We start from the raw sequence: 16,187 nt of genomic DNA on the forward strand, positions 1-16,187 counted from the left end.
TCAGGATGCGGCTTCGAGGATCCGGGTCTTTGGAGCCCCTTGTAGGGCCGGGGCGGCGTCGGCGGAGTTCCAGACCTTCGCCTGAAGATTGGCCAACAAGGCTTCCGCTTGCTCGCGTTGGTCGAAGTCCAACTCGACCACCACATAGTGCGGGTCGTCCACCGGGCGGCTGATCCGGTACGCAGTGACACCAGACGCCGCCCGGTTCACCGGATCACGGTCGAAGGCGGTCTTCCACATGCCAAAATCCTTGATCCTGTGCTCAATCTGCAGTGTGAACATGGCGCTCTCCTGATTGTTTGTCGCCTGCCGCGGGGTAGTCCACACTCTAGGACCGGTCCGGTCCACGCGATACCCCGCCAGTGCCGGGCCCAGCTGTGCTGTGCCTACCCGCCGGCGAACGGCGGCAGCACGTCGACGACGTCGGCCGGCTTGAGCGCCGCGGCATGGTCCCGCACGGCAACTTCGTTGAGCAGGAAGCTGGAGCGGGACAGGATGCGGGCCAGCGGCGGCGTACCGGCCGGCGGTTCGGGGCGCTCGACGGCGAGGATCGCCTCGAGCAGCGAGGCGAGGGTGTCGCCGTCGGCGAGGTCGTAGCGTTCTTCATCCACGCCGGCGGCAGCGCGTGCGGCAGCGAAGTAGCGTACATTCACGAAAAAATCAGCCTCCGATGGCGCTCATGCTGCGGTCCGGCTGGACGAAGTCGGGCGCGTCGAGGCCCACATGGTCCATGCCGTGGGCCTTGGGCTTGATCCACATGGCATCCTGCCAGCGTTCGGCGAGCTGTTCGTCGCTGGCACCCTCGCGCAGCAGCCCCAGCAGATCCACTTCCTCGCGTGAGAACAGGCAGCTCATGATCTTGCCCTCGGCGGTGATGCGCGTCCGGCGGCAGTCCGAGCAGAACGGCTCCGTGACAGAGGCGATGATGCCCACAGTGCCGAGCAGAGGGCCGGTGGCGCGGTCGGTGCCGGGAACCCGGGCCCGGACTTCGAACCGTTCCGCCGGGGCGCCGTCGCGGTCCCGCGGGTCGGAACTGAGCACGTAGTCGACCGAGAGCAGTTCGCGGATCTCCGCGGCGGTGATCATGTTCCGACGGGTCCAGCCGTGGTCCGCGTCGAGCGGCATCTGTTCGATGAAGCGCAGTTCATAGCCGCGGTCCAGCGCCCAGGCCAGGAGGGCCGGTGACTCGGCGTCGTTGATCCCGCGCATGAGTACAGCGTTGAGCTTGACCGGGCCCAGGCCTGCGGCCCAGGCGGCGTCGACGCCGGCGAGGACCCTGTCCAGGAAGGGCCGGCGGGTCAGCTTGGCAAAGGTTTCTTCATGCAGGGAGTCCAGCGAGACGTTGATTCTGGTCAGTCCCGCGGCTTTGAGTCCGGCGGCCTTCTTGTCCAGGCCGACGGCGTTGGTGGTCATCGAGATTGGCAGGTCGGGGTGGGCCTGGCGGAGCGCGGCGATGATCTGCAGCAGGTCCGCCCGCACCAGGGGCTCGCCGCCGGTCAGCCGCAGTTCACGCACGCCGAGCATATCGACGCCGATCCGCACGATCCGGACGATTTCCTCCGCGGACATCACCGCCTGTTTGGACAGCCATTCCAAGCCCTCGGCCGGCATGCAATAGGTGCAACGCAGATTGCACTTGTCCGTCAGTGAGAGGCGCATGTCCGTGGCACGGCGGCCGTAGCGATCCACGAGCCCGGCAGGCAGGCCCTCCGGACGCCCGGGCAGCGCGGCTGCAGCAGGCATTCCCGCTCCGGGACTGCCTGCCGCGCGGGGCTGGGGCATACCCAGTTGAACTGTCATAGAGTCAGGCTACGCCACCTCGCTGCCCACGTCACAGCCGCATGACGGCACGGATATTACAGATTCGGGAACGATGTCCCGCGGGGGTCCGGAGCCCTGCCCGGACCGTGGCGGCGAACCTATGCTGGAAGCGTGAACAAGACCCAGCCGGCCCCGGACGCAACGGAGTACCGGCGCATCCTTCTCGTCGAGGACGAACCGACCATCGCCGGAGTGGTCCGGGACTACCTCGTCCAGGCGGGATACCAGGTGGTCCTCGCCGTTGACGGGTTCACGGCCCTGCGCCTTGCGGCCGAACGCCGCCCGGACCTCGTCCTGCTGGACCGGATGCTGCCGGGCCTGGACGGTGTGGAAGTCTGCCGCCGGCTCCGTGCCGCACACAGTGTCCCGGTCATCATGCTCACTGCCCTCGGAACGGAAGACGACCGGATCCTCGGCCTGGAAGCCGGCGCGGACGACTACGTCACCAAGCCGTTCTCGCCCCGCGAGCTGGTGCTGCGGGTCCGGTCGGTCCTGCGCAGGAGCATTCCCGAATTCAGCCCGGAGCCCTCCGTCGAAGTAGGCGGTTTCGACCTCAACCCGGCCGCCCGCACCGTCTCACGCCACGGCACGCCCCTGGCGCTGACGGCCCGGGAGTTCGACCTGCTGGCCTTCATGCTCCGCCGTCCCCGGCAGGTCTTCAGCCGCGAGGAACTCATGAAGGCGGTCTGGGGCTGGGACTACGGGGACCTGTCCACTGTCACGGTGCACGTCCGGAGGCTGCGGGAGAAGATCGAGGACGACCCCACCCGCCCCTCCGTCCTGAAAACGGTCTGGGGCGTGGGGTACCGGCTGGACCCCAGCGATGAGGAGTCCGCCGATGCAGACCTCTGAACTCCTGACCATCATCGGCTGGGCCGTGGCCTGGGGAGCCTTGATCGGGGCCGCGTCGCTGCTCATCCTGAAATCCCTGCGCCGGGCCTCGTTCGCGGTCCAGATCTGTGTGGTGGTGCTCGCCGCCGTGGCGGTCCTGACGGCCGGAATGGTCAGCGCCTTCAACGCCATGTTCATCTCGGCCCGGGACCTCGAAGTGATGTGGTACGTCCTGGCCGTGGCGTCCGCCGTGGCTGTTTCGATCGCGCTCGTGCTCGGAGCGAGGGTCTCGCGGAACGCCAAGGCGCTGGTCGAGGCTGCCCGGAGCATCGGCCGCGGCGAGAGCCCCGGGATCCAGTCCCCGGTGATGAGCCACGAACTTGCCGCCCTCGCCGCCGAGCTCGAATCCAGCAGCCGGATGCTGGAGGCCTCCCGGCAGCGTGAGGCTGCGGTAGAGAACGCCCGCCGCGAACTGGTCAGCTGGATCTCCCACGACCTGCGGACGCCGCTGGCGAGCATGCGCGCCATGACCGAGGCCCTGGAAGACGGGATGGCCGCGGATGTTCCCGGCTATTACCGCAAACTCATCGCGCAGACCGACCTCATGGCCGGCATGGTCAACGACCTCCTGGAATTGTCGAAGATCCATGCCGGAACGATGCGGCTCAAGGCCGAGCCGTTGGACCTGTACGACCTCGCCAGCGACGCCATTGCCGACCTCGCCGCGCTGGCGGAGCAGCACGGCATTACGCTCGACGGCGGCGGCCAACGGGAAAGCCTGGCCCTCGCCGACGGCCCCTCGATGGGACGTGCCATCCGGAACGTCGTGCTCAACGCGATCGTCCACAGCAGACCCGGCTCCAGGGTCACCGTGGAAGTCGGCCGGGACGGTGACCGGGCCGTCGTCGCGGTCACCGACGGCTGCGGCGGAATCCCGGAAGCGGACCTCCCGCATGTGTTCGAAACCGGCTGGCAGAAGGACCCGGCGCGGCGGCAGGCCGGCCGTTGGGCCGCCCCGGACGACGGACTGGACGGTATGGCTCCTGATGGCGCGGCCCCGGGCGACGGCTTCCGGGTGCCCGGGCCGGATGAGCCGGCGGGCGTCATGCGCTACAGCGGCGCCGGCCTTGGCCTGAGCATTGTCGCCGGAATCGTCAGCGCCCATCAAGGCACCGTCACCGTGGAGAACGTCGACGGCGGATGCCGGTTCTCGCTGCTGCTCCCCGGCCAGGGAGCAGCCGGCCAGGAGCCGGGCGGCAGCCACGGCACTTCTGCCGCGGAGCCTGCTGCCGGGGCAGCATCAGCCCCGGCAGCAGCAGCCCAGGGCACACGCAACAGGATTCCGCGCGACGCGGTAGAGGAAAAACTCCGGACGGGACGGGCACAGTGAGCAGCGGCGCCGGCTTTGACGGGCAGCGGAAGGAAACCGGCGGCACACTCGCCGGCAGGGAACAGCAGCATACGGAACCGGGAGTCCGGCAGCGGCAGTCCCGGGACCTGTGGGCCGCCGGGGCCGGACTGGTGGCCGTGGGGGCGGCGGTGGTCCTCGGTGAACTCACGGCCAGCCTGGTGAGCCCCACGGTGTCTCCGGTGACGGCCGTCGGCGGGGTCGTGATCGACACCGTCCCGCCGGGCGTCAAGGAGTGGGCCATTTCCTTGTTCGGCACGGCGGACAAGGTGGCGCTGCTAGGCGGCATGGCACTGGTCATCGCCGCGCTCGCGGCGCTCTCCGGAGTCCTCGAAGTGCGGCGCCGTTTCGCCGGGGTGATTCTCATCGCGGTGTTCGGCGCGGTAGGGCTCGTGGCCGTGCTGAGCCGGGCCGACCTGACCGCCAACGCCATCCCCGTCCCGGTGCTGGTGGCACTGGTGGGGATCGCGCTGTTGCGGTGGCTCATCCGGAAACTGTTGGAGTGGCAACCCGATGCCGGCCGGCGGCCGGCGGTGGCGTCCGGCCCGTCGGAAACACCACCGGTTGAGCCGGCCCCGCAGGACGCCCCTGCCGCGGCGCGTGCAGATGCCACAGCCAACGACGCCGGGCCCGCCCGGCGCCGGTTCCTGTTGGCGCTGGGCGGGACAGCCGCGGTTGCCGCCGTCGCCGGTGTGCTCGCCTCCACCCTCAGGGGAGCTGCCGCCGTCGTCAGCGAAGTGCGCAGCAAGCTGGTCCTCCCCGTGCCCGCCGCTCCCGCGCCGCCCATCCCGGCCGGCGCCGAGATCCGGCTGGACGGGCTGGGCCCGCTCGTAACGCCGAACAGGGATTTCTACCGGATCGACACCGCCCTGCGCGTTCCCCTGGTGGACCCGGCGGAATGGACGCTGAAAGTCACGGGCCTGGTGGAACGGGAGATTGAGCTCGACTACGCCACCCTCCTGGCCAAACCCCTGACGGAACGGCACGTGACCATCGCCTGCGTCTCCAACGAGGTCGGCGGGGACCTGATCGGCAATGCCCGCTGGCTCGGCTGGCCGGTGCGCGAACTGCTCGCCATGGCCGGCCCCAAGCCCGGGGCGGACATGGTGCTCTCCCGCAGCACGGACGGCTGGACGGCAGGGACCCCGCTGGAGGCCCTCACGGACAACCGCGACGCGCTGCTGGCCGTCGCCATGAACGGGGAACCGCTCCCGCTCGAACATGGATTCCCCGTCCGGATGATCGTGCCCGGGCTGTACGGCTACGTCTCCGCCACGAAGTGGGTCACCGAACTCAAAGTGACCCGGTACGCGGACGACGTCGCCTACTGGACGCCCCGCGGCTGGAGCGAGCGCGGCCCCATCAAGACATCGTCCCGCATTGACGTGCCGCGCGACGGGGCCAACGTGAAGGGCGGGACGGTTGTCTTCGGCGGCGTCGCGTGGGCCCAGCACACGGGCATCGGCAAGGTGGAGCTGCGGGTCAACCGCGGCGACTGGCATCAGGCCGAGCTGGCCCCCGGCATCTCCAAGGACACCTGGTACCAGTGGAAGCTGGCCCTGCCGCTGGAGCCGGGGCAATATGAGGTCCAGGTCCGGGCCACAGCCCTCGACGGCGTGCCGCAGGCCGAGGAATCCGCCCCGGTCGCGCCGAACGGAGCCACGGGTTACCACACGGTTAGAGTTGACGTGAAGTCCTAGCGAGCCGAGCAGAGGTCAGGAAACGCATGCACCGCACCGAGACAAGGCATGTCAGCGTTCAAGCGCACCGGGACAAGGTGCGGGCCCTGCTGGCCCCCCTGCGCACCGAGGGGCGGGTGGAACGGCTCCCGCTGCTCGAAGCCCTGGGCCGGGGGCTCGCCGCCGACATCCTGGCACCGCTGGACCTTCCCCCCTTCGCCAACTCGCAGATGGACGGCTTCGCGGTCCGCAGCGCCGACGTGCCCGACGGCGGCAGGGAACTTCGCGTCGTCGCGCCCGTCCCGGCCGGTGCCGCACCGGCGAAACTGGCCGCCGGCACGGCCGCCCCGATCATGACCGGCGCGATGATGCCGGCCGGGGCCGACGCCGTCGTTCCCATCGAGCAGGCCGTGCCCGATTCCTTCCCGGTGCCGGGGGAGCCCGCCACGGTCCACCTGCCGGCCACCGCCGCCGGAACGTTCGTGCGCGACGCCGGCAGCGACATCCGCTCCGGCGAGCCCGCCCTCGGCGCGGGGACCTTCCTCGGCCCCGGCCAGCTGGGACTGCTGGCGGCGATGGGCTACACGGAGGTGCCCGTCCATCCCTCCCTCCGGGTCCTCCTGGTCACCACCGGCGACGAGGTGGTGGAACCGGGCAGCCCGCTGGGACCGGGCAAGATCTTCGACTCCAACGGCACGCTGCTCGAGTCCTCCATGCGCCAGGCCGGGCTCCAGGTCACACGGACCGGCGTCTCCATGGACCAGCCGGATGAGCTCGCCGCCTTGCTGCGCCGACATGCCCCCGCCGTGGACCTGATCGTCACCACCGGCGGCGTCAGCAAAGGTGCCTACGAGGTGGTCCGGCAGGCAATGGCCGGACACGACGTCGAATTCGGCGCCGTGGCGATGCAGCCGGGCGGCCCGCAGGGGATCGGCAGCTTCGACGGCGTCCCGGTGCTGGGGTTCCCGGGTAATCCGGTGAGCTGCCTCGTGTCCTTTGAAATGTTCCTGCGCCCGGTCCTCACAGAGCTGTTCGGCGCCCCGGCGCCCCGGCCCGCCGTCCGCGCGCGCCTCGCCGAACCGCTGACCTCACCGGCGGGCAAGCACCAGGTGCGGCGCGGCACGCTGGCTCCGGACGGCACGGTCAGGCTGGAGGGCGGCGCGGGATCCCACCTGGTCCATGCCCTGGCCCGTTCCAACGCCCTGGTCCACGTGCCAGAGGGAACAGCGGCGCTCGCAGCGGGCGACGAAGTGGAAGTATGGATCCTGTGAATGATGTAGAAAACCCTGAAGCGGATGCCACACCAGCGGACAACGGCGAAGCGGACAAAAGAGCAGTGGGCAACACCCGCCTGACCCACCTCCGTCACGACGGCACGGCCCAAATGGTGGATGTGTCCAACAAGGCGCAGTCCACCCGGGAAGCCACGGCCACCGCGACCGTCCGCAGCACGGCCGAGGTTCTGTCCCTCCTCGGCGGCGGTGAGCTCCCGAAGGGCGACGCCCTGGCCGTAGCCCGCATCGCCGGGATCATGGCGGCCAAGAAGACGCCGGACCTGATCCCGTTGTGCCACCCGCTGCCGATCGCCAAGGTCACCATCGACTTTGAGCTCGACACCGACGCCGTGACAATTTTCGCCACGGTCAAGACACGCGGCGTCACCGGGGTCGAGATGGAAGCCCTGACTGCGGCGACGGTCGCGGCACTGAGCGTGTACGACATGATCAAGGCCGTGGACAAGCACGCGGTCCTGACCGATATCAAGGTGCTCGCCAAAAGCGGCGGCAAGAGCGGGGACTGGACCCTATGAACATGCCCGAACCCCACCGCCACGGCGAAGCCACGGGCCGGAAGGCCGGTGTCGTGATCGCCTCCACCCGGGCGGCCTCCGGTGTCTATGAGGACCTCACGGGCCCTGTCATCATCGATTGGCTCACCGAGCACGGCTTCGAGCCGTTCCCCGCCATGGTGGTGCCGGACGGGGCGCCGGTCGGGGCCGCGCTGAGGGCCCTGCTGAGCCAGCAGCCGGCCGTCATCATCACCAGCGGCGGCACCGGGCTGAGCCCCACGGACGCAACGCCGGAGCAGACGCTGCCCCTGCTGGATCGGGAAATCCCGGGCATCATGGAGGGCATCCGGACCGCCGGAACGGCCAAGACTCCGATGGCCATGCTCAGCCGGGGCCACGCGGGCGCAGCCGGACAGACGTTCATCGTGAACCTGCCCGGATCCCCGAAAGGCGTGATGGACGGCCTGGCCGTGCTGGATCCCATCCTTGGACACCTTTGCGACCAACTGGAAGGCAGCCATGGGCACTGATACCGGATTTGAAATCGTGCAGGCCGTGCTGAGCGCCGAACCCATCTCGGTGGAGCAGGCCATCGCGGCGGTGGAGTCGGACACGGCAGGAGCGGTGGTCAGCTTCAGCGGCGTCGTCCGCAACCACGACGGCGGCAAGCAGGTCTCCCGGCTCAGCTACAGCGCCCACCCGACGGCGCACCAGGTGATGGCCGACGTCGTCGCCGGGCTTGTGGCGGAGCACTCGGGCCCGGCCGGGGATGCCGCGCCCGGCGGATCTCCGGAAGACGCCGCCGGCGGCGCCGGCGCCACCCAGGACGGGCGGCAGCCGGTGCGGATCTGGGCGGCCCACAGGATCGGCATGCTGGAGATCGGCGATCCGGCCCTGGTGTGCGCCGTCTCGGCGGCCCACCGCGGCCAGGCCTTCGCCGTATGTGCAGAACTCGTCGACCGGATCAAGGCCCAGGTGCCGATCTGGAAGGAACAGTTTTTCGCCGACGGCACTGTGGAGTGGGTCGGCGCCGGCGAGTAGAGGCAGTGGTGACCGGCAGGAAGAAGGCTCCGGATCAGGAGGAAAGAACCCTGCGCCGGACCACCGCCCGGTCGACCCCCAGTTGCTTGAGCAGCACGGCTGCCGGATCGTGTTCCTCGCGGTCCAGCAGCGACAGCAGCAGATTCGCGGTGGTGATCTGTCGTGACTTCTGGTCCATGGCGTACCGAAGCATGCCTTCCATTACCGACCGGGCGCCCGAACTGAAGGGCGGCTTCTTCCCCCGGCTGGGCATGGGGACGCGCTCAAAGCCGTGGGCATCTATACCGATTGACGCGAGTGCCGTGCGGTCAAGCCTCGCCGCCGCGGCCCGAGCCTGATCGAGCGTGACACCCAGAAGGCCGGCGGGACCAGGATCGTGGAGCGCCCCCAGCAGCAAATGATCCGTGCCCAGCCGCTTGTCGCCGCTGCAGCGGGCCTCGTCCATGGCGAAGCCAACGATTTTTCGGGTGTCGTCGGCAAATCGTTCAAACATGGCTTGATCTCACTCTCGGTATTTTGCGTGGACGGACTGCCGTGAGACGCCCAGGGCGTCACCGATCTGCTCCCACGTCCATCCCTGCTGTCGGGCCGCTCTGACCTGCGCTGCCTCGACCTGTTCTGCCAGGCGATGGAGGGCGCCGACCGCCCGCAGGCCGACGGCGGGGTCGAGTGAATGAATATGCGCGGACAGGTCGTCAGTCTCCATGTCTGTCAGTTTAGATTGACAGGCTCAGGGCGTCAATCCAGCCTGACAGGCCTGGGTCGGCGTGTGACCCATCGAGCCGGCGGGCCGGGCCCTGCGGAACGTTGCTCACGCCGCGTGGCGGGCAGGCTGTCGCCCCCGACGGCGGCCCTGTAACCAAGCGCCGCCGGTTCCGGAACGCAGCGGCCCCGGCGGTAGGGTTGATAGCATGACCGAACAACTCTCCGTCGCCGTGCTGGGCGCCAGCGGGCGCATGGGCGCAGAGGCCGTGAAGGCCATCGACGCCGCCGCGGACCTGACGCTCGTCGCGGCCCTTGGCCGCAACGACCCCCTCGACTCTCTTGTCAGCTCCGGCGCGCAGATCGTGGTGGACCTGACCGTCCCCGAAAGCACCGAGGCGAACGTTCGCTTCGCCGTCGAGCACGGCATGCACGCCGTGGTCGGCACCACCGGCTGGGATGCCGGCCGGCTCGCGGGCCTGGAAGAACTCCTCGCCAACCGGCCCGGCGTCGGCGTCCTGATCGCCCCGAACTTCGCCCTCGGCTCCGTCCTGGCCTCCGCCTTCGCCGCCAAGGCGTCCAAATACTTCGAATCCGTAGAAATTATTGAGCTGCACCACCCGGACAAGGTCGACGCGCCCTCCGGCACGGCCGTGCGCACGGCACAGCTGATCTCGGCCGAGCGCTCCGAGGCTGGCGTGCCGTCCAGCCCGGACGCCACCACTTCGGAACTCGCCGGTGCCCGCGGCACCGACGTCGACGGCATCCGGGTCCACAGTGTCCGGCTGGCTGGTCTTGTCGCGCACCAGGAGGTCCTGCTGGGCGGGCCGGGGGAGCAGCTGACCATCCGCCACGACTCCTTTGACCGTGCGTCCTTCATGCCCGGGGTGCTGCTGGGGATCCGCAGCGTCGCCGCTCACCCCGGTCTCACCGTGGGACTCGACGGCTACCTGGACCTGGGACTCTGAGTCCGATGTCCGCTGCCTTGACTGCCCTGAAAGCGAACCGCACCAAGATCTGGGTGGGGGCCGTCACCCTGCTGCTCGTGTTTTATCTGGTGGTGTCCCTGCAACGGTCCGTGCTCCTGATGTCCGATCCCAGCCTCGTGGCGAAGGCGATCGGCGTCGCCTACCTGGTGCTGCCGGTCATCGGGGCCTGGGCCCTGATCCGGGAACTGCTGTTTGGTGCCCGCACTGAGCGGTTGGCAAAGATCCTCGAAGCCGAGGGAGGCCTGCCGGAGGACACTCTGCCGCGCACGCCCGCCGGCCGGATCATCCGCGAAGCCGCCGACGCCGAATTTGAGAAGTACCGCGCCGAGGCGGAAGCTGCCCCCGAGGACTGGCGTTCCTGGTTCCGGCTCAGCTGTGCGTACGATGCTGCCGGAGACCGCAAGCGCGCCCGCGCCTCAATGCGCGACGCCGTGCGGATGTTCCGCGCCGGGGTGCAGAAGAACTAGCCGGACACCGTTTGCCGGGCCGCGCAGGGCCCGGCTGCGGAACTCAGCGTCAGATCCGGCGGCGGAACTTAGCGCACGCGTCGAGGCCGGCGGACTTGGGCCGGCTGGTGGCGGCCGGCCTGGCTGGCCGCATGGGTCGCCCACTCCAGCGGCCCGCGCCACGCCATGGCCGCGAAGACTCCGCCGGCCACCAGCATCCCGACAGCCTGCGCGAAGTACACACCCTCCACGGTCCAGCCCGGCATCAACGGCTGGTCGTGCAGGGCGGCCATGATGCACAGGTGAGCCGTGTAGAGGCTCAACGTCATGGCCCCGGCTCCGCGCAGCGGCAGCAGCAGATCCAGTTCCAGCCAGTCGCCCAGCCGGCCCAGCAGCAGGCACAGGCCGATCACGGCGGCAGCGGCCCCCGAGGTGTGCAACAGATCCAGCGTGGTGCCGGAGTGCGGTGCACTCGTGGCCAGCCACCACACTGAGCCTGACTGGTCGATGCCGGCCAGGTTGACCTGCAGCAGGCTCTCCAGCGGGTAGGCGGGATCGCCGATGTGCGCCTGAAGGGCCTGCCTGCCGCCCCAGTCCTCCAACATGAGCGTCCCCAGCCACTTGGACATGACGGCCACCACCGTGCCGGCAGCAACGAGCAGGAACGGCACGGCCGCTTTCCAGAGCGCCATCCGGCCGATCACCAGCCCCACGAGGAGATAGGCGATCCACTGCAGGACAGGGTAGTAGCCCGTGAGAAAGAGGTCGCCCAGCAGCCTGGCCGGGGCGGTCAGATCCTCCCAGCTTGGATTGTGCCCCAGCCGCAGGGGCGGATCGGCGGACAGCAGCCACGGCCGCAGGAGGTAGGCCAGGGCGGGGGCAGCCAGTATCCAGAGGACCGCGAGTGCGGCCAGGCGTTTCAGCCCAAGCCCGACAAAGGGCAGCACACACAGGAACAGCAGGGCGTAGTGGACCAGAATTATCGCGATGTTGACTTCCAGCCCGCCCAGGGAGAGCCCGACGGCACCGATCACGAGCGCCCGCAAGGCGATGCCTCTGCGGGCACCCCGCAGTTCGGCGCCCTCAAGCGGCTGCTGTTTCCCCGTGGACAAGGCGAGTCCGACTCCGGCCAACACGGCGAACAGCGCGGCTGCCCGTCCGGAAAACGCCAGGCCGATCCAGGTGGGCGTGAGCTGCGGGTCCGGCTCAAAGGTTGCCAGCACGTGGGTGGCCATCATGGCCAGCAGGGCCAGGCCGCGCGCGGCGTCGATACCGGCCAGCCGGACGCCGGGGGGAGTGCCCCGGACGGTCCGGGAAGCCGTAGTCATTCCGCGCGCCGTCATCATCTGATCGTCTCACGATCGGTCCGGTGACCGTCTCATCTTCGGCCTGCCCGCAGCCCCGATCCTTCTCCGGGCGGGCCTTGTATTCGAATATATGTTCGAATACGATGGGCGCATGAACGACGCCCCAGAGCCAGCTTTCCGGAAGCCCGAATTCACCGGCCGGGAATCCACAAGCCGACAATTTCCAGGCCCGGATCCGTCGGGCCCGCAGCGGACCAGCGCGACGCCTGGCGGACGGACGAACGGTGGCGAGCCGGCGGCCGGCGTCCTCAAAGCCATGAGCCCGGGCGTCGTGGACTTCCTCTTCCGCCGCTTGGTCGCCGGGGAGCCGGCCGAGGACGTCCAGTGGGGGAAGGAGGGGGCGGCGCTGGCCGCGGTGCCGCCGGGAGCTGAGCTGGCCCGACGGCTGGCCGAGACGGACCTCGACGCCCTCACTCCAACCGAACTGTTCGACTACGTGCGGGCGGCCCAGCGTCTGGCCGCCTGGGCAGGGGCCCTTCGCGAAACCGCCGTCGGGCGTTACTGCTCGGCACCATCGGCTCCCTCCGGCGAAGGGCGGGGTGCATAGGATGGCAGGGTGACCACTGGCTCAATCACCGCGCTGACGCTGTCTGCCGTCCAATACCAGGCCCTGGATGGTGGCGTTGCCGCCAACGTGCCCGAGCACATCCGGCTGATCGAAGACGCCGGGTCGCATGGAGCCCGGCTTGTCATCTTTCCCGAACTCTCGCTGACGGGATACCGGCTGGACCTGCTGGACGGACCCGGGGAGTGGCTGAGCGCGGTTGACCGGCGGCTGGACGGCATCCGGGAAATCTGCCGCCGCACCGGAATTACCGCCGTGGTCGGTGCCGCGTTCAAAGACGCGGACGGTACGCCGCGGCTGGCCGCCCTCGCGGTCCATCCAACAGGCTCCATCGAGACCAGCTTCAAAACGCACCTGCACGGACCGGAGCAGGATCTCTTCGTGGCCGGCAGCAATCCCGCGGTCCTGGAGATCGACGGCTGGAAGGTCGCCCTGGCGATCTGCTTCGACGCAGCCCGCCCGGGCCATGCGGAATGGGCCGCGGACGCCGGGGCGGACATCTATGCCGTCTCGGCCCTCTACACGGCCGGCGAAGACCACCGGCTGGCACTGCATCTCGGCGCCCGGGCCATGGACAACCGGATGTTCTCCGTCCTGGCGAACCTGGCGGGCGCCACGCCGCTCGGCCCTTCGTGTGGCCTGAGCGGGTTCTGGGGTCCTGACGGGCTCCCGCTCCGGCAGGCGGCCGGCACCGGCACCGAGGTGCTGACCGCGAGTCTCCAATACAGTGTGCTGGCGCGGTTTCGGCGGCCCTGAGTCCGGCCGGACCGCCGAAACGTGACGCACGGCCGCCGAGTTTGACGTTCGTCACACCGCCGCCATTGTCCTAACATGCCGCAGACAAGGTAACGTTTTTCATATGGCTGACTCTGATATTCGCTCTTACACGTTCGGGACCCTCGTGACTGCCATGGTCACGCCTTTCACATCGGACGGTGAGGTCGACTACCGGCAGTCGGCGGAACTGGCGAGCAAGCTCGTCGACGACGGCAATGACGCCCTCGTGATCTCCGGCACGACGGGTGAGACCTCCACGCTCGAGGACGACGAAAAAGAGAAGCTCTTCCGCGTCATCGTCGAGGCCGTGGGCGACCGCGCCAAGGTCATCGCCGGAACCGGGACCAACCACACCTCGCACTCGATCGAGATGGCCAAGCGCGCCGCCAAGGCCGGAGCGCACGGCCAGCTGATCGTCACGCCGTATTACAACAAGCCCAGCCAGGCCGGTATCCAGGCGCACGTCGAGGCCGTGGCCGACGCCGCCGACCTCCCCGTCATGGTCTACGACATCCCCGGCCGCGCCGGCGTGCCCATCCTGCCCGAGACCATGATCCGGCTCGCCGACCACCCCAGGATCGTCGCCCTCAAGGATGCCAAGGCCGACTTCAACGCCGTCACGCGCGTCCTGGCGAACACCGATCTTGATGTCTACTCCGGCGACGACGGCCTCACGCTGCCGTGGATGGCCGCCGGCGCCGTCGGGCTGGTCAGCGTCTCCGCACACGTCGCGACGCGGCAATTCCGTGCGCTGATCGATGCCGCACTTGCAGGCGATTTTGCTACCGCCCGCACCCTACATTTCGAACTGGACCCCGTGGTCCGCGCAGTGATGACCCACATTCAGGGTGCTGTCGCTGCCAAGCAGGTTCTTAAGTGGCAGGGAGTCCTGCCCAACTCGGTTGTCCGTTTGCCCCTCGTGGAGCCGGGCGAGGCCGAGATCGCAACCATCCGCGAGGATTTGGCGGAAGCGGGTATGGTCTTTTCCTGATCGGGAGCCAATCCTGACGGTTAAGAACCAGCCCGGCTTCAGCCTGGAAAGTAGTGCACTATGACCCAAACCGCCCTTCCCGGCCTTGTCACGCCGCCCCGCCTCCCGAAGAACACCCTGCGGATCGTACCGCTCGGCGGAATCGGGGAAATCGGTCGAAACATGACCGTTTTCGAGATCGATGGCAAGCTCCTCATCGTTGACTGCGGCGTCCTCTTCCCCGAAGAGACCCAGCCCGGCGTCGACCTCATCCTGCCGGATTTCTCCTACATCGAGAACCGTCTCCAGGACATCGTCGCGGTAGTCCTGACCCACGGTCACGAGGACCACATCGGCGCCGTCCCCTACCTCCTGCGCCTGCGCGCCGACATCCCCATCGTCGGTTCACAGCTGACACTGGCCCTCATCGAGGCCAAGCTGCAGGAACACCGGATCAAGCCGAACACGAAGATCGTCGTCGAGGGCCAGGTCGAGAAGTACGGGCCCTTCGAATGCGAGTTCATCGCCGTCAACCACTCTATCCCGGACGCCCTGGCCGTGTTCCTCCGCACCTCGGGCGGCACCGTCCTGCACACCGGTGACTTCAAGATGGACCAGCTGCCGCTGGATGGCCGCATCACCGACCTCCGGCACTTCGCCAAGCTGGGCGAAGAAGGCGTGGACCTGTTCATGTCGGATTCGACCAACGCCGACGTCCCGGGGTTCACCACCGCCGAGAAGGAAATCGGACCCACCCTGGACCGGCTGTTCGGGCAGGCCTCCAAGCGCATCATCGTCGCCTCCTTCTCCTCCCACGTGCACCGCGTCCAGCAGGTTCTCGATGCCGCCGCCAACCACAACCGCAAGGTTGCCTTCGTGGGCCGCTCCATGGTCCGGAACATGGCCATCGCCGCGAAACTGGGCTACCTGGAGGTCCCGGCCGGGATCCTGGTCGACATCAAGAACATCGACAACCTGCCGGACAACCGGGTTGTGCTGATGTCCACCGGCTCCCAGGGCGAGCCCATGGCCGCCCTGTCCCGCATGGCCAACGGCGACCACCGCGTCGTCGTCGGCGAGGGCGATACCGTCATCCTTGCGTCCAGCCTGATCCCGGGCAACGAAAACGCCGTCTTCCGCATCATCAACGGACTGCTGAAGCTCGGCGCCGACGTCATCCACAAGGGCAACGCCAAGGTGCACGTCTCCGGCCACGCTGCCGCCGGCGAACTGCTGTTCTGCTACAACATCCTTGAGCCGCTCAACGCCATGCCGGTGCACGGCGAAACCCGCCACCTCATCGCCAACGGCAAGATCGCCCTCGAATCCGGCGTGCCGGAGGAAAGCATCCTGCTCGCGGACAACGGCAGCGTGATCGACCTGCGCGACCACCAGGCCGACATCGTGGGCCAGGTCGAGGTCGGATTCGTCTACGTCGACGGCTCCAGCGTCGGCGAGGTCACCGAAGCAGACCTCAAGGACCGCCAGACCCTCGGCGATGAAGGCTTCATCTCCATCATCACGGTCATCCACCGTGCCACCGGCAAGGTGGTGTCCGGGCCGGAAATCCACGCCCGCGGCGTGGCGGAGGACGATTCCGTCTTCGACGAGATCATCCCCAAGATCAATGAGGCCCTCGAAGAAGCCGTGCTGAACCGCACGGACCACACGACGCACCAGCTGCAGCAGGTCGTCCGCCGGGTCGTCGGCACGTGGGTCAACCGCAAGCTCCGCCGCAAGCCCATGATCATCCCGGTGGTCCTTGAGGCGTAAGCCTCAGGTGGTTCACCGGGCGTAAGCCT

Annotated in this window: 19 protein-coding genes; 13 read left to right on the forward strand and 6 right to left on the reverse strand. The window is 68.6% G+C overall.

The features are described 5' to 3' along the window. The 3 genes from AC1D0A_RS09645 to moaA all read right to left on the reverse strand — a co-directional run bounded on the left by AC1D0A_RS09645 (position 1) and on the right by moaA (position 1,800). Positions 1-282 (reverse strand): hypothetical protein, encoded by a 282-nt coding sequence (locus tag AC1D0A_RS09645; RefSeq protein WP_028277204.1) that lies wholly within the window; start codon positions 280-282, stop codon positions 1-3. Between the two features lie 104 nt (positions 283-386). Then, on the reverse strand, positions 387-653 hold the full coding sequence (locus AC1D0A_RS09650; RefSeq protein ID WP_229992995.1) for a MoaD/ThiS family protein: 267 nt from the start codon (positions 651-653) through the stop codon (positions 387-389). Positions 654-660: 7 nt separating this feature from the next. After that, positions 661-1,800, reverse strand: a complete 1,140-nt coding sequence (gene moaA, locus AC1D0A_RS09655) for a GTP 3',8-cyclase MoaA (protein WP_476945683.1) — start codon at positions 1,798-1,800, stop codon at positions 661-663. 132 nt (positions 1,801-1,932) lie between these two features. Here moaA and AC1D0A_RS09660 point away from each other — a divergent pair, with 132 nt between their 5' ends. The 7 genes from AC1D0A_RS09660 to AC1D0A_RS09690 all read left to right on the forward strand — a co-directional run bounded on the left by AC1D0A_RS09660 (position 1,933) and on the right by AC1D0A_RS09690 (position 8,569). Continuing rightward, on the forward strand, positions 1,933-2,673 hold the full coding sequence (locus AC1D0A_RS09660; protein WP_476945684.1) for a response regulator transcription factor: 741 nt from the start codon (positions 1,933-1,935) through the stop codon (positions 2,671-2,673). Beyond that, positions 2,660-4,042, forward strand: a complete 1,383-nt coding sequence (locus tag AC1D0A_RS09665) for a sensor histidine kinase (RefSeq protein WP_476945685.1) — start codon at positions 2,660-2,662, stop codon at positions 4,040-4,042. Before AC1D0A_RS09660 ends, AC1D0A_RS09665 begins: the two co-directional genes overlap by 14 nt. Before the next feature lie 149 nt (positions 4,043-4,191). Continuing rightward, positions 4,192-5,760 (forward strand): molybdopterin-dependent oxidoreductase, encoded by a 1,569-nt coding sequence (locus AC1D0A_RS09670; protein ID WP_476945718.1) that lies wholly within the window; start codon positions 4,192-4,194, stop codon positions 5,758-5,760. 26 nt (positions 5,761-5,786) lie between these two features. Then, positions 5,787-7,010: a molybdopterin molybdotransferase MoeA gene (locus AC1D0A_RS09675; RefSeq protein WP_243181755.1), complete on the forward strand. Its 1,224-nt coding sequence runs from the start codon at positions 5,787-5,789 to the stop codon at positions 7,008-7,010. Further along, positions 6,998-7,549 carry a cyclic pyranopterin monophosphate synthase MoaC gene (moaC, locus tag AC1D0A_RS09680; protein WP_476944014.1) on the forward strand — a complete coding sequence of 184 codons (552 nt, stop codon included), beginning with the start codon at positions 6,998-7,000 and terminating at the stop codon, positions 7,547-7,549. Before AC1D0A_RS09675 ends, moaC begins: the two co-directional genes overlap by 13 nt. Beyond that, positions 7,546-8,058, forward strand: a complete 513-nt coding sequence (locus AC1D0A_RS09685) for a MogA/MoaB family molybdenum cofactor biosynthesis protein (protein WP_028277212.1) — start codon at positions 7,546-7,548, stop codon at positions 8,056-8,058. The genes moaC and AC1D0A_RS09685 overlap by 4 nt, the downstream gene beginning before the upstream one ends. Further along, positions 8,048-8,569 carry a molybdenum cofactor biosynthesis protein MoaE gene (locus AC1D0A_RS09690; RefSeq protein WP_243181757.1) on the forward strand — a complete coding sequence of 174 codons (522 nt, stop codon included), beginning with the start codon at positions 8,048-8,050 and terminating at the stop codon, positions 8,567-8,569. The genes AC1D0A_RS09685 and AC1D0A_RS09690 overlap by 11 nt, the downstream gene beginning before the upstream one ends. 34 nt (positions 8,570-8,603) lie before the next feature. On the opposite strand, the gene AC1D0A_RS09695 is transcribed toward AC1D0A_RS09690, so the two are convergent. Together AC1D0A_RS09695 and AC1D0A_RS09700 are read right to left on the reverse strand one after the other, a co-directional pair. Beyond that, the gene (locus AC1D0A_RS09695; RefSeq protein WP_476945686.1) at positions 8,604-9,062 is read right to left on the reverse strand and encodes a Clp protease N-terminal domain-containing protein; all 459 of its coding nucleotides are present in this window, start codon (positions 9,060-9,062) and stop codon (positions 8,604-8,606) included. Positions 9,063-9,071: 9 nt separating this feature from the next. After that, entirely contained in the window at positions 9,072-9,275 is a 204-nt protein-coding gene (locus AC1D0A_RS09700) for a helix-turn-helix domain-containing protein (RefSeq protein ID WP_026266610.1), read from the reverse strand. A 205-nt stretch (positions 9,276-9,480) separates the two neighbouring features. On the opposite strand from AC1D0A_RS09700, the gene dapB reads away from it, so the two are divergent. Both dapB and AC1D0A_RS09710 read left to right on the forward strand, forming a co-directional pair. After that, positions 9,481-10,239 carry a 4-hydroxy-tetrahydrodipicolinate reductase gene (gene dapB, locus AC1D0A_RS09705; RefSeq protein ID WP_476945687.1) on the forward strand — a complete coding sequence of 253 codons (759 nt, stop codon included), beginning with the start codon at positions 9,481-9,483 and terminating at the stop codon, positions 10,237-10,239. 5 nt (positions 10,240-10,244) lie between these two features. After that, positions 10,245-10,727 carry a hypothetical protein gene (locus AC1D0A_RS09710; RefSeq protein ID WP_028277217.1) on the forward strand — a complete coding sequence of 161 codons (483 nt, stop codon included), beginning with the start codon at positions 10,245-10,247 and terminating at the stop codon, positions 10,725-10,727. A 68-nt stretch (positions 10,728-10,795) separates the two neighbouring features. Here AC1D0A_RS09710 and AC1D0A_RS09715 read toward each other — a convergent pair whose 3' ends face one another. Then, positions 10,796-12,049: a heparan-alpha-glucosaminide N-acetyltransferase domain-containing protein gene (locus tag AC1D0A_RS09715; RefSeq protein WP_476945688.1), complete on the reverse strand. Its 1,254-nt coding sequence runs from the start codon at positions 12,047-12,049 to the stop codon at positions 10,796-10,798. A 115-nt stretch (positions 12,050-12,164) separates the two neighbouring features. Here AC1D0A_RS09715 and AC1D0A_RS09720 point away from each other — a divergent pair, with 115 nt between their 5' ends. The 4 genes from AC1D0A_RS09720 (at position 12,165) to AC1D0A_RS09735 (ending at position 16,158) form a co-directional block, all read left to right on the forward strand. Beyond that, positions 12,165-12,620 (forward strand): hypothetical protein, encoded by a 456-nt coding sequence (locus AC1D0A_RS09720; protein WP_476945689.1) that lies wholly within the window; start codon positions 12,165-12,167, stop codon positions 12,618-12,620. A 9-nt stretch (positions 12,621-12,629) separates the two neighbouring features. Continuing rightward, entirely contained in the window at positions 12,630-13,394 is a 765-nt protein-coding gene (locus AC1D0A_RS09725; RefSeq protein ID WP_476945690.1) for a carbon-nitrogen hydrolase family protein, read from the forward strand. A gap of 103 nt (positions 13,395-13,497) precedes the next feature. Beyond that, the gene (dapA, locus tag AC1D0A_RS09730; protein WP_028277221.1) at positions 13,498-14,406 is read left to right on the forward strand and encodes a 4-hydroxy-tetrahydrodipicolinate synthase; all 909 of its coding nucleotides are present in this window, start codon (positions 13,498-13,500) and stop codon (positions 14,404-14,406) included. Between the two features lie 60 nt (positions 14,407-14,466). Then, the gene (locus AC1D0A_RS09735; RefSeq protein WP_476945691.1) at positions 14,467-16,158 is read left to right on the forward strand and encodes a ribonuclease J; all 1,692 of its coding nucleotides are present in this window, start codon (positions 14,467-14,469) and stop codon (positions 16,156-16,158) included. The last annotated feature ends 29 nt before the right edge of the window (positions 16,159-16,187 follow it).

The sequence above is a fragment of the Arthrobacter sp. P1_D4 genome, assembly GCF_056406115.1.

Excerpts from the sequence above, each read along its gene's own strand:
- AC1D0A_RS09645 (WP_028277204.1), bottom strand. The coding sequence starts at position 282 with ATGTTCACACTGCAGATTGAGCACAGGATCAAGGATTTTGGCATGTGG.
- moaA (WP_476945683.1), bottom strand. The coding sequence starts at position 1,800 with ATGACAGTTCAACTGGGTATGCCCCAGCCCCGCGCGGCAGGCAGTCCC.
- AC1D0A_RS09665 (WP_476945685.1), top strand. The coding sequence starts at position 2,660 with ATGCAGACCTCTGAACTCCTGACCATCATCGGCTGGGCCGTGGCCTGG.
- AC1D0A_RS09675 (WP_243181755.1), top strand. The coding sequence starts at position 5,787 with ATGCACCGCACCGAGACAAGGCATGTCAGCGTTCAAGCGCACCGGGAC.
- moaC (WP_476944014.1), top strand. The coding sequence starts at position 6,998 with ATGGATCCTGTGAATGATGTAGAAAACCCTGAAGCGGATGCCACACCA.
- AC1D0A_RS09685 (WP_028277212.1), top strand. The coding sequence starts at position 7,546 with ATGAACATGCCCGAACCCCACCGCCACGGCGAAGCCACGGGCCGGAAG.
- AC1D0A_RS09690 (WP_243181757.1), top strand. The coding sequence starts at position 8,048 with ATGGGCACTGATACCGGATTTGAAATCGTGCAGGCCGTGCTGAGCGCC.
- AC1D0A_RS09695 (WP_476945686.1), bottom strand. The coding sequence starts at position 9,062 with ATGTTTGAACGATTTGCCGACGACACCCGAAAAATCGTTGGCTTCGCC.
- AC1D0A_RS09700 (WP_026266610.1), bottom strand. The coding sequence starts at position 9,275 with ATGGAGACTGACGACCTGTCCGCGCATATTCATTCACTCGACCCCGCC.
- dapB (WP_476945687.1), top strand. The coding sequence starts at position 9,481 with ATGACCGAACAACTCTCCGTCGCCGTGCTGGGCGCCAGCGGGCGCATG.
- AC1D0A_RS09710 (WP_028277217.1), top strand. The coding sequence starts at position 10,245 with ATGTCCGCTGCCTTGACTGCCCTGAAAGCGAACCGCACCAAGATCTGG.
- AC1D0A_RS09715 (WP_476945688.1), bottom strand. The coding sequence starts at position 12,049 with ATGACGGCGCGCGGAATGACTACGGCTTCCCGGACCGTCCGGGGCACT.
- AC1D0A_RS09720 (WP_476945689.1), top strand. The coding sequence starts at position 12,165 with ATGAACGACGCCCCAGAGCCAGCTTTCCGGAAGCCCGAATTCACCGGC.
- dapA (WP_028277221.1), top strand. The coding sequence starts at position 13,498 with ATGGCTGACTCTGATATTCGCTCTTACACGTTCGGGACCCTCGTGACT.
- AC1D0A_RS09735 (WP_476945691.1), top strand. The coding sequence starts at position 14,467 with ATGACCCAAACCGCCCTTCCCGGCCTTGTCACGCCGCCCCGCCTCCCG.